This is a genomic window from Aequorivita sinensis (assembly GCF_006346335.1).
In the GTDB taxonomy this organism is placed as follows: domain Bacteria; phylum Bacteroidota; class Bacteroidia; order Flavobacteriales; family Flavobacteriaceae; genus Aequorivita; species Aequorivita sinensis.
In genome coordinates this window covers 25,552-40,563 of the sequence record NZ_VDMC01000015.1, presented here as the reverse complement: position 1 = coordinate 40,563, position 15,012 = coordinate 25,552, and the positions used below count along the sequence as shown (strand labels likewise).

15 protein-coding genes are annotated in these 15,012 nt (G+C 33.9%); 8 read left to right on the top strand and 7 right to left on the bottom strand.

Going from position 1 to position 15,012, the window contains the following annotated elements; all coding sequences use genetic code 11:
• Positions 1–61: 61 nt before the first annotated feature.
• A complete protein-coding gene (gene carB, locus FHP04_RS12390) occupies positions 62–2,914 on the bottom strand; it encodes a carbamoyl-phosphate synthase large subunit (protein WP_139856454.1) in 2,853 nt (950 codons plus the stop codon).
• A 104-nt stretch (positions 2,915–3,018) separates the two neighbouring features.
• On the bottom strand, positions 3,019–3,180 hold the full coding sequence (gene rpmH, locus FHP04_RS12385; protein WP_139856453.1) for a 50S ribosomal protein L34: 162 nt from the start codon (positions 3,178–3,180) through the stop codon (positions 3,019–3,021).
• Between the two features lie 200 nt (positions 3,181–3,380).
• On the opposite strand from rpmH, the gene FHP04_RS12380 reads away from it, so the two are divergent.
• From FHP04_RS12380 to FHP04_RS12370, 3 genes are all read left to right on the top strand, one after another.
• Positions 3,381–4,268, top strand: coding sequence for a DUF6263 family protein (locus FHP04_RS12380; protein ID WP_139856452.1), 888 nt, complete (start codon positions 3,381–3,383; stop codon positions 4,266–4,268).
• Position 4,269: 1 nt separating this feature from the next.
• Entirely contained in the window at positions 4,270–4,839 is a 570-nt protein-coding gene (locus FHP04_RS12375; RefSeq protein ID WP_139856451.1) for a DUF2892 domain-containing protein, read from the top strand.
• Positions 4,840–4,950: 111 nt separating this feature from the next.
• A complete protein-coding gene (locus FHP04_RS12370) occupies positions 4,951–5,652 on the top strand; it encodes a TlpA family protein disulfide reductase (protein ID WP_139856450.1) in 702 nt (233 codons plus the stop codon).
• A 42-nt stretch (positions 5,653–5,694) separates the two neighbouring features.
• Here the strand turns inward: FHP04_RS12370 and FHP04_RS12365 are convergent, their stop codons facing one another.
• On the bottom strand, positions 5,695–6,615 hold the full coding sequence (locus FHP04_RS12365) for a lytic transglycosylase domain-containing protein (protein WP_139856449.1): 921 nt from the start codon (positions 6,613–6,615) through the stop codon (positions 5,695–5,697).
• A 59-nt stretch (positions 6,616–6,674) separates the two neighbouring features.
• Complete coding sequence (locus tag FHP04_RS12360) at positions 6,675–7,334, bottom strand: alpha/beta hydrolase (protein ID WP_139856448.1); 660 nt, start codon at positions 7,332–7,334, stop codon at positions 6,675–6,677.
• Between the two features lie 241 nt (positions 7,335–7,575).
• Between FHP04_RS12360 and FHP04_RS12355 the strand changes: the two genes are divergently transcribed.
• Positions 7,576–7,875 carry an N-acetyltransferase gene (locus FHP04_RS12355; protein WP_139856447.1) on the top strand — a complete coding sequence of 100 codons (300 nt, stop codon included), beginning with the start codon at positions 7,576–7,578 and terminating at the stop codon, positions 7,873–7,875.
• Positions 7,876–7,959: 84 nt separating this feature from the next.
• Here FHP04_RS12355 and mtaB read toward each other — a convergent pair whose 3' ends face one another.
• Positions 7,960–9,318 (bottom strand): tRNA (N(6)-L-threonylcarbamoyladenosine(37)-C(2))-methylthiotransferase MtaB, encoded by a 1,359-nt coding sequence (gene mtaB / locus FHP04_RS12350; RefSeq protein WP_139856472.1) that lies wholly within the window; start codon positions 9,316–9,318, stop codon positions 7,960–7,962.
• Positions 9,319–9,713: 395 nt separating this feature from the next.
• On the opposite strand from mtaB, the gene FHP04_RS12345 reads away from it, so the two are divergent.
• Positions 9,714–11,333 carry an ABC transporter substrate-binding protein gene (locus tag FHP04_RS12345; RefSeq protein WP_139856446.1) on the top strand — a complete coding sequence of 540 codons (1,620 nt, stop codon included), beginning with the start codon at positions 9,714–9,716 and terminating at the stop codon, positions 11,331–11,333.
• A complete protein-coding gene (locus FHP04_RS12340) occupies positions 11,334–11,609 on the top strand; it encodes a hypothetical protein (RefSeq protein ID WP_139856445.1) in 276 nt (91 codons plus the stop codon).
• Here the strand turns inward: FHP04_RS12340 and FHP04_RS12335 are convergent.
• A complete protein-coding gene (locus tag FHP04_RS12335) occupies positions 11,606–12,781 on the bottom strand; it encodes a GlmU family protein (protein ID WP_139856444.1) in 1,176 nt (391 codons plus the stop codon). The genes FHP04_RS12340 and FHP04_RS12335 overlap by 4 nt on opposite strands.
• 229 nt (positions 12,782–13,010) lie before the next feature.
• Complete coding sequence (locus FHP04_RS12330) at positions 13,011–13,292, bottom strand: type B 50S ribosomal protein L31 (RefSeq protein ID WP_139856443.1); 282 nt, start codon at positions 13,290–13,292, stop codon at positions 13,011–13,013.
• A 215-nt stretch (positions 13,293–13,507) separates the two neighbouring features.
• On the opposite strand from FHP04_RS12330, the gene FHP04_RS12325 reads away from it, so the two are divergent.
• Entirely contained in the window at positions 13,508–14,035 is a 528-nt protein-coding gene (locus FHP04_RS12325; protein WP_139856442.1) for a DUF4199 domain-containing protein, read from the top strand.
• 8 nt (positions 14,036–14,043) lie between these two features.
• The gene (locus FHP04_RS12320; RefSeq protein WP_139856441.1) at positions 14,044–14,991 is read left to right on the top strand and encodes a glycosyltransferase family 2 protein; all 948 of its coding nucleotides are present in this window, start codon (positions 14,044–14,046) and stop codon (positions 14,989–14,991) included.
• Positions 14,992–15,012 lie beyond the last annotated feature (21 nt).

The following is a 15,012-nucleotide window of genomic DNA, read 5'->3' as shown; positions in this document are numbered from 1 at the left end:
ACAATCTAATTTAATCAAAAAAATTAACATAAAAAATAGATATTAAAGAAGAATACAGGTTCTATTTACTTAAATACATTTTTCTTCTTGCGTATAAATCGTAAAAAGCATCGTCTTTTAAGCTATCAATAAACAAGATACTCTCTCCTGTACTTTTCATTTCAGGCCCTAGTTGCTTATTTACATTCGGGAACTTATTGAAACTAAACACAGGTTGCTTAATAGCAAATCCTTCAAGTTTTGGGTTAAAGTCAAAATCAGTTACTTTATTATGACCTAGCATTACCTTAGTAGCATAGTTTACATAAGGTTCGCCGTAAGCCTTCGCAATAAATGGAACCGTTCTAGATGCACGTGGGTTTGCTTCAATAATATAAACTACATCATCTTTTATTGCAAACTGCACATTTATAAGTCCTACAGTCTTCAAAGATTTCGCAATTTTAATTGTGTGATCTTTTATTTGCTGTAACACAAATTCTCCAATATTAAACGGAGGCAATGTTGCGTTAGAATCTCCAGAGTGAACTCCACAAGGCTCTATATGCTCCATTATCCCTATAATATATACATTTTCACCATCACAGATTGCATCTGCTTCGGCTTCAATTGCACCATCTAAATAATGATCTAGAAGTAATTTATTATTTGGAATAGTACGAAGTAAATCTACAACGTGCTCTTCTAATTCTTGTTTATTGATTACAATTTTCATCCCTTGACCTCCTAACACGTAAGAAGGACGAATTAACAATGGGAAGTCGAGTTCATCAGCAAGTTTTAGCGCTTGATCTGTAGTTTCAGCTACTCCAAACCTTGGATAAGGAATATCATTTTCTTGTAAAAGTTTTGAGAAACTTCCACGATCTTCAGCCAAATCAAGTGATTGATATGTTGTTCCAATTATATTGATTCCATATCTGTCAAGTTTTTCAGCAAGTTTCAGTGCAGTTTGCCCACCTAACTGAACGATTACTCCTTCAGGTTTTTCATGACGAATAATATCGTAAATATGTTCCCAAAAAACTGGTTCGAAATACAATTTATCAGCAACGTCGAAATCTGTAGATACAGTTTCTGGGTTACAGTTAATCATTATTGTTTCATATCCACATTCTGCAGCAGCTAAAACACCATGCACACAGCAGTAATCAAATTCAATACCCTGCCCTATTCTATTTGGACCTGAACCAAGAACAATAATTTTCTTTTTGTCGGTTACTATACTGTCATTTTCAGCATAAGGCTTCTCGCCTTCACGTTGCATATCATTCTCAAAAGTTGAGTAATAGTAAGGAGTTTCAGCTTTAAATTCTGCCGCACAAGTATCTACTAATTTATAAACGCGTTGAATATTCATCTCCTCACGTTTTGTATAGATTTGGCTTTCTAAGCATTTCAACATATGAGCAATCTGACGATCCCCATAACCTTTTTGCTTAGCTTCCAATAACAATTCTCTTGGAAGTGTATCTAAAGTGTAACTAGAAATTTCTTTTTCAAGCAAGAATAGCTCTTCATATTGACGAAGGAACCACATATCAATTTTAGTGATCTCGTGAATTCTACTTAATGGAATTCCAATTTGAATAGCGTCATAAATCACAAAAACACGATCCCAGCTAGCATTTTTCAACTTATCTAGAATCTGCTCGTAATTGGTATATCCTTTTCCATCAGCTCCAATTCCGTTTCGTTTAATCTCAAGAGATTGGGTAGCTTTATGAAGTGCTTCTTGGAAAGATCGGCCAATACCCATAACTTCTCCAACAGATTTCATTTGAAGCCCTAGAGTACGGTCAGAACCTTCGAATTTATCGAAATTCCAACGTGGTATTTTCACAATTACATAATCTAAAGTAGGCTCAAATAAAGCTGAAGTAGATTTAGTAATCTGGTTGTTTAATTCGTCTAAGTGGTAACCAATCGCAAGTTTTGTAGCAATTTTAGCAATAGGATAACCTGTTGCTTTAGAAGCTAAGGCAGATGAACGTGAAACACGAGGGTTGATTTCAATTGCAATAATTTCCTCATCATTATCTGGGCTAACTGCAAACTGCACATTACAACCACCGGCAAAATCACCGATACTACGCATCATATGAATTGCCATATCACGCATTTTTTGGAAAGTGCGATCGTTTAGTGTCATTGCAGGTGCAACTGTAATAGAGTCACCCGTATGGATTCCCATTGGATCCATATTTTCAATTGTACAGATAATTACAACGTTGTCGTTATTATCACGTAACAATTCTAATTCGTATTCTTTCCAGCCTATTAAAGCTTTGTCTATCATTACCTCGTGAATTGGAGATATTTCTAGACCTTGCGATAATAGTTCGTCAAAATCTTCTTCTTTATGAACAATAGACGCTCCAGCCCCACCAAGAGTGTATGAAGCTCTAATAACTAAAGGAAAACCAAATTCCTGAGCTATTTCCTTACCTTCTAAATAAGAGGTTGCAGTGGCCTGTGGTGCCATACCAACACCAATCTTCTCCATCAATTCTCTAAACTGCTCTCTATCTTCAGTAATATTTATAGCGTCTATATCCACACCAATAAGTCTTACATTGAAATCCTTCCAAATTCCTTTTTCGTCGGCTTCAATACACAAGTTTAATGCTGTTTGCCCACCCATAGTTGGCAATACTGCATCAATTTGAGGATGCTCCTTTAGAATTTTTATAAGTGATTTTGTGGTAAGGGGTAGTAAGTAAATATGATCGGCCATTGAAGGGTCGGTCATAATTGTGGCTGGGTTACTGTTAATTAAAATAGTTTCTATACCATCTTCACGCAAAGAACGTAAGGCTTGCGAACCAGAGTAATCGAACTCACAAGCTTGTCCAATTACGATAGGCCCAGAACCAATAATTAAAACGGATTTAATGGAGGGATTTTTAGGCATTTTTTAAAAGGTTTTATTTAGTGCCGCAAAATTACGACGCTCTTGGGTATAAAAAAAGGTGTTGCTTAGATAAACAACACCTTTTTATTTATAACTTATAAACATTATTTTTTGTGACGGCCTTCTGATGAAACAGAAAGTTTCTTTCTGCCTTTCGCTCTGCGGGCAGCTAATACTTTTCTTCCGTTTACAGAAGCCATACGCTCTCTAAAACCGTGTTTGTTCTTTCTTTTTCTCTTTGATGGCTGAAATGTTCTTTTGCTCATTTTAATATGCTTTAACTTCTGTAATATTTTTTTTTAAATACCACTTTACTTAAAGTGGGCGTGTTTACCATAGCTTTTTATCTGCTTAGGCGGGTGCAAATATACAATCAATTTTTATTTTCCCAAATCTAAATATCAATTTATTTTTATTTGTTTTTCATACCTTTGTCGGCCTTTACAAATTCTCATAATTTCAACCAATGAAATCAATCTACTACTTAGTCTTTTTTTTAAGTTTTGTAAGCTTACACAATGTAGCTGCACAAGAAATAATCCAATACAACTTTAAAAAGGGAGATGTATTTATGATTGAGCAAAACGCTATTCAAAATATAACTCAAAATATTGACGATAACGAACACCTTATGACCAATACCTTATACGGAATTTTTAAGATGGAAGTTGTAAATGTTTTAGGTAGTAAATTTGTGTTGGATGTTAACTTTGAAACTTTCAAATTAAAAATAGACTCCAATCTATATGGTGTGTTAACGGATATTAACACTAGTATTCCTGCAAATGAGGACGATGTTGAAGCAAAAATTTTTGAGGGCTTAGTGGGACCAAAGTTTCAAATGATATTATTGCCAACCGGTGAAATAGAATCTATTACTGGAACTGAAAACCTTGTTGAAGGTATGATAAATAATGTTGAAGATATAGATGATTTCACCAAAGCAATGATTAGAAAAAGTGTTGAAAAGGAGTTTAACAACCACGATATGGTTGAAAGCATGCAACAGTTTACATTTATTTATCCTGAAAAGTCAGTAAAAACTAATGAAACTTGGGAAAACACTTACACTGGTGATTTTACAGCAAATAACACTTGGACGTTGATGAATTACTCAAAAACAAACATCAACCTTGAATCTGATGCGATAATTAAACTAAATACCACTGAGGATTCTGTAATTATGGAATTGTCTGGCAATCAAAAAACAAAAGCTATTACAAACACAGCTACTGGATTCATTGAAACGATGACCGTTACTCAGCAACTAGAAGGAGTGTCTATTGCTTTGGAAATGAATAACATAAAAATACCGACTACCCTAACATCTACGATAACTTACAAATCATTATAAAATGTTCAACAAAAACATAAAACTAGTTTTAGCTGCATTAATTATAGGAGCAGCAGTATGGCAATTTACAGAAACAAATATTGGAAATGGAATTATGCTTATTCTCCTCTCTTTAATATTCGTTTTTCTATATTTTAAAAATGAAATTATCCTACTTGCATTTCTTAGACTGCGTAAACAAGATTTTGCGGGTGCCAAAAGTTGGCTAGATAAAATTAAAAACCCTTCAAGCGCATTAGTTCCTAAACAAGAAGGCTACTACAACTACTTAAACGGGTTGATGGTTTCCCAAACCAATATGGTTGAGGCTGAAAAATACTTTAAAAGAGCTGAAACTTTAGGTCTAAATATGGACGCAGACATGGCAATGACAAAGTTGAATCTTGCTGGAATAGCGATGACAAAAAACCGCAAGAGAGACGCTGAAAAGCTCATGGAAGAAGCAAAAAGACTTGATAAACACAATATGCTAGACGATCAGATTAAAATGATGAAACAGCAAATGAAAAAAATGGGGCAGCCAAGACAACAATTTGGAGGCGGTCGTGGAAGAGGCGGAAGACGCTTCTAAACCCTCACAAGCAAACAAACTACTTTTAAGTTTTAACAATATAAATGAACTTAACTCAATTATATTGTTAAAACTTTATTTTTTCATTACCTTTAAGCAAAGCAAATGCTTATGGGTAGAAATCTACTATATCTCCTCTTTTTATTTTCTTTCTTCGCACAATCACAGGTTGAGCAACACACCTATTTATCTGAAGCGATTGGAAAGAACATTAAAAAATACACGAAAAATTCCGAAAAAGCGTATTACGATCAGGATTTTAAACGTGCGGACTTCTTATTTGACTCCCTCATAAAGCACGTAGTTACCGGTAGCTATTTAGACAACTTTAAGGTTAGAAAATTATCGGGAAGGAAAACTCAACTTCATAAGTTCGAAAAACCAATGTTTTTAATGACTTATGCTTCTTGGTGTATACCTGGTTCAGGTGAAATCCCTGCATTGAATGAAATCGCTGAAGAAAACAAAAACACTATTGATTTTGTTATTCTGTTTTGGGATTCAAAAGAAAATGTCCGCAAGGTTGCAAAAGCGTACTCAAAAAATATAAACATCATATATATAGACGAAAAAGAAAACACGAACAACCATATTATTGAAGTAATGAAGCACAGTTTAGGCTTCCCTACTTCATTTTTTATGGACAAAAATAAACGCATAGTCGATGTTCGTAGAGGTACACTCCACCCCTACAATGAAAAATATGAGATTTCTTATCAACTAAATTTTAATTCATTCTTAAACGGAATTACCCTACTTAAAAATTTCAATGTTGAAGATAATCAACAATTAGTGGTAAAAGAAAACCCGTAAAGTTATTTTACGGGTTCCTTTTAGTTTTACTACTTATTGATGTTATTGATAATAACCATTTTCGGGAATTTCAACAAAATATTCTTTTCCTGAAGCGTTTTTTAAATATGTATCTCTAAGCCAAGGATTGTGAATTTTCAAAATTTTATAATTAATACCATAAGGCTTAACCCATTCAGCCCAATCTTCAACTGGAGTATCAACCATTACTTTGTAAGTGGGAATCGTTTGATATAAATCCTTTTCTCTAAAATTGAATCCATACTTCTTAGGGTTACTCATAATTTCTTTGATAGCAATTATCCTAAACACATATCTACTCGTTTCATCGTTTAACAGCAAGTCGTAGTAACTAGTTTCTTTCTGTCTGTTAATTTGCTTATTCATTCCTCCTACACCTGCGTTATAAGATGCAGCTGCCATAGTCCAACTCCCAAAACGTTTTTTAGACTTTTTAAGGTATTCTGCTGCAACCATAGTAGCTTTTTCTAAATTGTAACGCTCATCCACGTAATCGTTAATTTCAAGTCCATATTCCAAACCTGTACCTTTCATAAAGTGCCAAATACCACTAGCGCCAGCAGGAGAACTCTTATACTCCAAAGCACTTTCAGCTACTGCTAAATATTTAAAGTCATCCGGTAATCCATACTTTTCCAATAATGGTTCAAGTAACGGGAAATACTTATTTGCTCTTTTAAAGAGCAACAAACCATTAGATTGCCAATATGCGTTCACAAGTAATTCTCTATCTATTCTTTCTCGAATATCAGGATTGTGTAAAGGAACTTCTTCTCCTGCAAAATCCAATTTTTCTGGAATTGGCAATGCATAAACATTGTAATCATTTATTATCTTTTTCTCTAAACCTTCATCTGTTTGAGCGTCTTGAACAGCATTGATACTAACAGCACTTACTGCTAAAATCACAACTCCTAAACCTATTTTACTAATCAATTTCATAATGTTATAATTTTCGTTAAAGATACTGAAATAAGAAACCTTCAGAAAATAAGAATCTATTATTCTTTAATAAGTTCGTAGAGTATTTTTGATATTTTTCTTGCTTTATTTAATATCATAATATGAGTTCCCCCCTTAATAATAATTGAGCCATTGATATATTTAATAGGAAACACAGGGTCTTTTTCACCGTGAATATGAATAATCCCTTCTCTTGCCTCTGTGTTATCCCACGTAATCATTTTTTCTAATGCCCAATCTAAATATCGCTTATCTCGAACGTGAAGATATTCTTGGTAAAGCGTTAATCGTTTTTTAGATTTTGGACCTACAGAGAGTTTTGTTAGATCATCTACACTTAACACTAAACTTGTAGGAATTAATTTATAAGCTTTTGTTAGACTAGCCAATTTCATTCTACGCGGAAGTTCTTTGCTTGTTTTAACACTAGATATTATTATTATTTTTTTAGGAGTGTAGAAACTGCACATTTCTTGCACCACTACTCCTCCAAAAGAAACACCAATAAGAATCGCATCTGGCACTTTAATACGACTAGCCATCCTCTTAGCATAATCTGCTAGCGATTCCTCTTTCTCAGGAATAAGCCACTCCAATACGTGTGTTTCATAATTATCCGGAAATGTAAGGTTTTTGAAGATTTCGGCTCCAGCGGCCATTCCTGGAACAAAATAAATGTGATTTTTTTGATAACTCATAAGTCTTTTAAGAAGAAAATGGTAAAGCCCAAAGATATTTCGTAAATTTACACATACCAATTTATCATTCTTGCGAAGGATCTGTTAAACTAATTATATTTCTTACAATAGGTTACTTTGAAAACAACTCTAACCAACTTAAATAAGATTTTATTAAAACCTCATTCTATTCTGTGATTTGTGGTGGTAAAGATATTTAACAAACATAATAATTCTTGATATAATACTTAAATAACTCTGTATGACTGAAGATGTAGCAATTACCGACAACGAATTTTTAAGACAATTTGAACTTGAAATCGAAGGCAAAATGGCGCGTATTGAATACGCACTTCAAGACCGAAAAATATTCCTAACAAAATACGAAATGCCTCAAGAGTTAGAAGAAAAAGGGTATCGTGAAGTTTTTATTGAAGCTGTTTTTAAAGAAGTAAAAGACAGAGAAATAAGCTTAGTGCCTACAAGCCCTGAGATTGTTGGATTTATGCGTAAAAATCGTAGAAAATACAAATCATTACTTCCTGTAGGAATTAATATATAACCCGAATAAAAAAAGTTGCGCTAGCGTTTTAAAAATGCTAGCGCAACTCTTTTTATTATATTCCAATTTAGAAATTTAAATGTCTTAAAGTGTTGTATTTGCAACTTCATGTACAACATTCTCAAACCTCACTAATCCATCTTCATCAATTTTTGTTAGTGTGATTTCTTGTAATGTATTTACCAATTCAGGAGTCCATGGTGCTTTTACTTTTACGTAGTTTTCAGTAAACCCATGAATATAGCCTTCTTTATTTTCTCCTTCAAAAAGTACGGTGTGCGTAGTCCCAAGCTGGCTTTCATAAAATGCTCTTCTCTTCTTAGCTGAAAGACCTCGCAACATTTTACTGCGCTTATTTCTCACCTTTTTAGGTACAACACCTTCCATTTCGGCAGCAGGAGTATTATCCCTTTCAGAATAAGTAAAAACGTGTAAATACGAGATATCCAAATTGTTTAGGAAGTGGTACGTTTCTAAAAATCGCTCATCTGTTTCTCCTGGGAAACCAACAATAACATCAACACCAATACAAGCATCTGGCATAACTTCGCGAATCTTTGACACTCTTTCAGTATATAACTCACGCATATACCTACGACGCATAAGCTTTAAAATATCATTGCTTCCACTTTGAAGCGGTATATGAAAATGAGGTACAAAAGTTCTCGATTTTGAAACAAACTCAATAGTTTCATTCTTAAGTAAGTTCGGCTCTATAGAAGAAATTCGCAGTCTTTCAATCCCTTCTACCTCATCTAATGCCTTTACGAGATCTAAAAATGTGTGTTCGTGTTTTTTATTTCCAAACTCACCTTTCCCGTAATCCCCAATATTTACTCCAGTTAAAACAATTTCTTTAATTCCTTGTTGTGAAATTTCAAAAGCATTCTTTAAAACGTTTTCTAAAGTATCACTTCTTGAAATCCCTCTAGCTAAAGGAATTGTACAATACGTACATTTATAATCACACCCATCTTGAACTTTCAAAAAAGCACGAGTTCTATCTCCAATAGAATAAGATCCCACATAAAAATCTGCCTCTTCAATTTCGCATGAATGCACTTCACCCGCACCCCTACTGCGCTCTGGACGCGATAAAAGATCGTTTAAATATGATGTTAATTTAAACTTTTCAGTAGCTCCCAAAACCAAATCCACACCATCAACATCGGCCAATTCGTGTGGTTTAAGTTGTGCGTAACACCCTATCGCAGCAACAAATGCATCCGGATTAACTTTCTGCGCTTGTTTTACAATGGTTTTAAAACGCTTATCTGCATTTTCAGTTACACTACAAGTATTAATCACATAGATATCAGCTTTTTCTGAAAAATCTACACGTTCAAATCCTTCCCCTTCAAAACCTCTCGCAATAGTAGAAGTTTCGCTGAAATTTAATTTACAACCTAGGGTGTAGAAGGCGACTTTCTTATTTTTTTCCATCATGAAAATTATTACGGCAAATATACGGTATTCTGTTTTAATTAGTAGATGATGGATGCGGGGGTTGAAGGATGATTTTAGGTTTAATTGTGTACACAAAGCTGAGTTATATTTGCAAAAAGCAAGTTCATGAGCTTTAGATTTGAAAACCTTGATGTTTAGAAAAGAGCAATTACTTTAGGTGAAGAAAGGAACACAATAGCAGAAGCATTTGCAAAAAAGTGGATTTAAATCTTAAAATTGAATTAAAAAAAGCTGCAGACTCAGTCGCATTTAATACATCAGAAAATTCTATTCTTCAATCAAATCTTAAACACCACTTTGATTTCTCCCATTTTAATCCCTAAAAAAGGCAATAAACATCTATATTCGTGCATTCATGGTGACATTTAGTTATGATTAGAGCTCTCTTATTTTTTACAATTATATTTTCAATTCTTTCTTGCCAAAATAAAGCAGAAACAGAACGTGATCATCTTGTATTTCGCTATAATGAACACGGAAACATTCCCACTTTAGATCCTGCTTTTGCTCGTAATCCGCAAGCAATTTGGCCAGATAATCAACTTTACAATGGCTTAGTACAACTAGATGATTCATTAAATATTAAACCCGACATTGCAAAGCGTTGGACTATTGACGATTCAACCAACACCTATACTTTCCACCTTCGTACAGATGTTTATTTTCATCAGAATAGAGCTTTTGCACAAGAAGGAACCCAAAATTCAAAGAGCTATACAAGAAAAGTAGTAGCTGAGGATTTTGTTTATAGCTTCGATAGACTGTTGGATGAAAGCGTTGCCTCTTCTGGAAGCTGGGTTATGAATAACGTAAAAAGTTATAAAGCTGAAAACGACTCAACTCTAATAATAAGTTTAAAAAAACCATTTCCTGCATTTCTTGGATTGCTTTCAATGCGCTATTGTTCTGTAGTCCCTAGAGAAGCTGTAGAGTATTACGGAAATGAATTTAGAAGAAATCCTGTAGGCACCGGTCCTTTTCAATTTAAGATGTGGGAAGAAAATGTAAAATTAGTTTTTACTAAAAACCCGCTTTATTTCGAGCGTGATAAAAATGGAGAAAGACTCCCTTATCTTGAAGCTGTTGCAATTACATTTCTTCCCGATAAACAAAGTGAATTCTTGCAATTTGCTCAAGGTAAATTAGATTTTATCTCCGGTTTAGATGGAAGCTATAAAGATGAGTTATTAACTACCGAAGGAAAACTGCAGTCAAAATATAGCGATATGGCTTACATGATTACGGGGCCATATTTAAATACAGAATACTTAGGTATTTTTCTAGGGAGCAAAACAACCGAAATACAAAACAAAGCCTTACGCCAAGCCATAAATTACGGTTTCGACCGTGAAAAAATGGTTACCTATTTACGAAACGGAATGGGTATTCCTGCCATTCACGGTTTTATCCCAAAAGGGCTACCAGGTTATGAAGAAATAAAAGGATATACTTACCAACCTGAAAAAGCAAAACAATTAATAGAACAGTACAAAACAGAAACCGGCGATTCTAAACCTGAAATAACCATTGGTACAAACAGTCAATATCTTGATATATGTGAATACGTTCAACGGGAATTAGAGAAAATTGGGATAAGCGTAACCATAGATGTGATGCCTCCTTCCACCCTTAGACAAATGAGAAGCAGTGGAGAACTTGATATTTTCCGAGGTAGTTGGATTGCAGATTATCCTGATGCTGAAAACTATTTATCGCTTTTTTACAGCCAAAACTTCACACCTAATGGGCCAAATTATATGCACTTTAAAAATGAAGTGTACGATAGTCTTTATGTAAACTCACTTTCTGTTTCAAATATTGACGAACGCAAACTACTTTACACAAAAATGGACTCCATTATAGTTGAGGAAGCACCTGTAGTGCCGTTGTTCTACGATATGGCTGTACGTTTTGTAAATAATAAAGTTTCTGGTTTAGGCATTAATCCTCAGAACTTTTTAATTTTAAAAAAGGTCAAAAAAGAAAAGTAAATGGGATTTGGAAGTTCAGGGATGATTCAATCTATTCGCAATAATGCGAAGCAGCTCGTCAAACGAAAAAGTTACTTTGAAAAAGATGTTGATTCTAAAAGTTCTAACTCAAAGAAAATTGTAGATCATAAAAAAATGTCTCCTGCTCAGTTTGTGGCTTTTAAACAGCAATTAAAAGAAAACGAATTACGCCGCCAAAAACGGTTAATTGTGATCTTTGGCGGCGTAATGACTATAATATTAAGTGCAATTATTTACTTCTTATTTTATTATTAATCCTTTCTCCACTTTGCTGTTTCTTCAAATACGTGTTCTAATATTTTTTCATCTGTTTCAGTAAACTCAATATTTCTACGACTCATTACTACTTTAGCTACTTCAAAAGCTTTACTTGTTTTATAAGTTGTAAAACCACTGCTTCCACCCCAACTAAAACTTGGCACAAAATTTCGTGGAAATCCACTGCCAAAAATATTTGCACTTACACCTACAACAGTTCCTGTGTTAAACATTGTATTGATACCACATTTACTGTGATCCCCCATCATTAAACCACAAAATTGCAACCCTGTTTTTGCAAATCCTTCTGTTTCGTAATTCCATAGACGAACTTCAGCGTAATTATTCTTTAAATTTGAATTATTAGTATCGGCACCTAAATTACACCACTCTCCTAAAACAGCATTACCTAAAAACCCGTCGTGACCTTTATTTGAAAAACCGAAAATTACTGAGTTACTCACCTCACCTCCCACTTTACTATGTGGACCTATAGTTGTATCTGAATATATTTTAGCGCCCATTTTTAAAGTCGCGTGTTCGCAAAGTGCAAAGGGACCACGAACTAACGAACCTTCCATGATTTCGGCTTCTTTACCTATATATATAGGACCATTAGATGCATTTAGTGTACAAAACTCAACTTTTGCTCCTTCTTCAATAAAAATATTCTCTGGATTTTTTGCCCAAACGCCATCCGGGATTGGTTGTGATTGTCTTCCTTCCGTTAGCATTTCAAAATCGCGTTTTATCGCTTCGCCATTTTTAGAAAAGATATCCCAAGTGTTTTCAATTCGTAACACATCTTTGTGCTCGTATTGGATAACGTCATAGGTATTAAAATCTACTTCTTGACCATCCGAAGTGAAAAAAGCAAGCGGTTCATCATCAAAAAATACGGCTTGATTCTCCTCTAAATTTTTAATAATATTCACTAAATTTTGTGAAGGCAGAAAAGAAGCGTTTATAAAAATGTTCTTATCTAACTCTAAAAACGGATATTTATCTGAAAGATAATCTTCAGTTACTGTTGTTGTAGTAAAACCTAAATAATGCTCCCATTTTTCACGAATGGTTAAAATTCCAACTCGGATATCGGCTACTGGTCGGGTAAAAGTAAATGGTAAAAGTTGATTGCGGACGTTTCCGTCGAAAAGAATATAGTTCATTTTGATTTTAGATTTTCGATATTAGGTTTGCGATTCTTTAAAAATCGTAGCAGTAAAAATACAAAACCAATTTTACTTAAAAATCTGCAAGAGTCAATTAAATATAACAAATCAAAAAAGCCTTCGATTTCTCGAAGGCTTTTGTAAATTATCTATTTAGAGTGGATTGACTAATTTCAATAAATGATTCTGACCTGTATCAGCATCAATATTAAAATTGAATCGAAACCTACTCTTCAGTTTTTTCTGCTGCTTTTGCAGGTTTTTTAAACTTGTCGTATTTGTTTTTGAATTTATCAATACGTCCAGCAGTATCAATAAGTTTTGCTTTTCCTGTGTAGAAAGGGTGTGATGTACGTGAAATCTCCATTTTTACTAAAGGATATTCAACACCATCAACTTCAATAGTTTCTTTAGTATCAGCTGTTGACTTAGTAAGGAAAATTTCTTCGTTACTCATATCCTTAAAAGCAACTACTCTATAATTATCTGGGTGGATACCTTTTTTCATCTCTGTAATATTATTTTTTATAAATGGACTCTTCCGACCTTTCGGAATTGAGTTTGCAAATTTAATCAATAATTAGAAAATAGCAACAAAATATTGCACTTTTTTAATTCACACTAAATTCAGTTGCAAATGTAACGTTTTACTATCTTTGTTTACTAACAAACCGAACCTTTTCTACCACCAATTTTGGTAGATTTTTAAACCAATTTATAATTATGGAAAATCAAACCGCATCATTAAAAAAAATCGCTCTTAACTTCGGGGTGCTTTTAGCTTTACTTTCAATCGTATTACAAGTTATATCGTTTGTTCTTGACGCACATATAGATAGACCTTGGTGGCTTACCATTCTACAATTAGTAATATCTATAGGTGTACTTGTTTACGGAATTAAAGCGTTTAAAAATGATAATGCTGGGTTTCTTACTATCGCTCAAGCTTTAAAAACAGGACTAGCAATTAGCCTTGTTGCAGGTATTATATCAGTTATCTTCAATTATATTTTCATCAATTATATAGATCCTGATTTTATCCAGAAAACATTAGATTTCTCTAGAGAGCAAATGATTACTGATTTCCCAAATATGACTCAGGAGCAAATGGAAAATAGTCTTGAAATTTCAGCTAAATTTATGACCCCTACTATTATGTCGGCGATGGGGATTTTAGCAACTTTGTTTTTCGGTTTCATAATATCGCTTGTTGCAGGTATGATTTTAAAGAAAAACCCACCACAACTTTAATTTACTGAATGAATATTTCCATAGTCATCCCACTTCTTAACGAAGAAGAGTCTCTTAATGAACTTTACCGCTGGATTACAACTGTAATGCAAGCAAATGGTTTCGCATACGAGCTAATTTTTATCGACGACGGAAGTACTGATGGTTCTTGGGATATAATCGAGAAAATTTCATCTGAAAATTCGGACGTAAAAGGTATTCGATTTCAAAAAAATTACGGAAAATCACAAGCGCTACACGCTGGCTTTGCTATGGCAAAAGGCGATGTAATCATCACCATGGATGCCGATTTACAAGATAGTCCTGAAGAAATTCCTGAATTATACAAAATGGTTACCGAAGAAGGTTTCGATTTAGTTTCAGGATGGAAAAAGAAACGCTACGATTCTGTAATTAGTAAGAATTTACCTTCAAAGCTATTTAATTATGCTGCTCGAAAAACTTCAGGCGTAAAGTTACACGACTTTAATTGCGGACTAAAAGCGTATAAAAAAGACGTTGTAAAAAGCATTGAGGTAACTGGAGAAATGCATCGTTATATTCCAGTTTTGGCTAAAAACGCAGGTTTTACTAAAATTTCAGAAAAACCAGTTATTCACCAAGCTCGTAAATACGGTACTACAAAGTTTGGCGCTGAACGTTTTATTCGTGGATTTTTAGACTTAATAACCATCTGGTTTTTATCTCGCTTCGGCAAACGCCCAATGCACCTATTTGGAGCTTGGGGGGCTTTAATGTTATTTATCGGGTTTTGTTTTGCGCTGTATTTAGGTATAGACAAGCTGTTCTTAAACCCGACTGGTAGATTAATAGCAGAACGTCCAGAGTTTTTTATAGCTTTAACCGCGATGGTGCTAGGCTCACAACTTTTCCTAGCAGGATTCTTAGGAGAGTTGATTCTTAGAAGCAAAAAAGAATCAAAAAACTATATAATTAAAGAAGTAATAAACACTTAATATTTGTTAAAGGACAAAGTA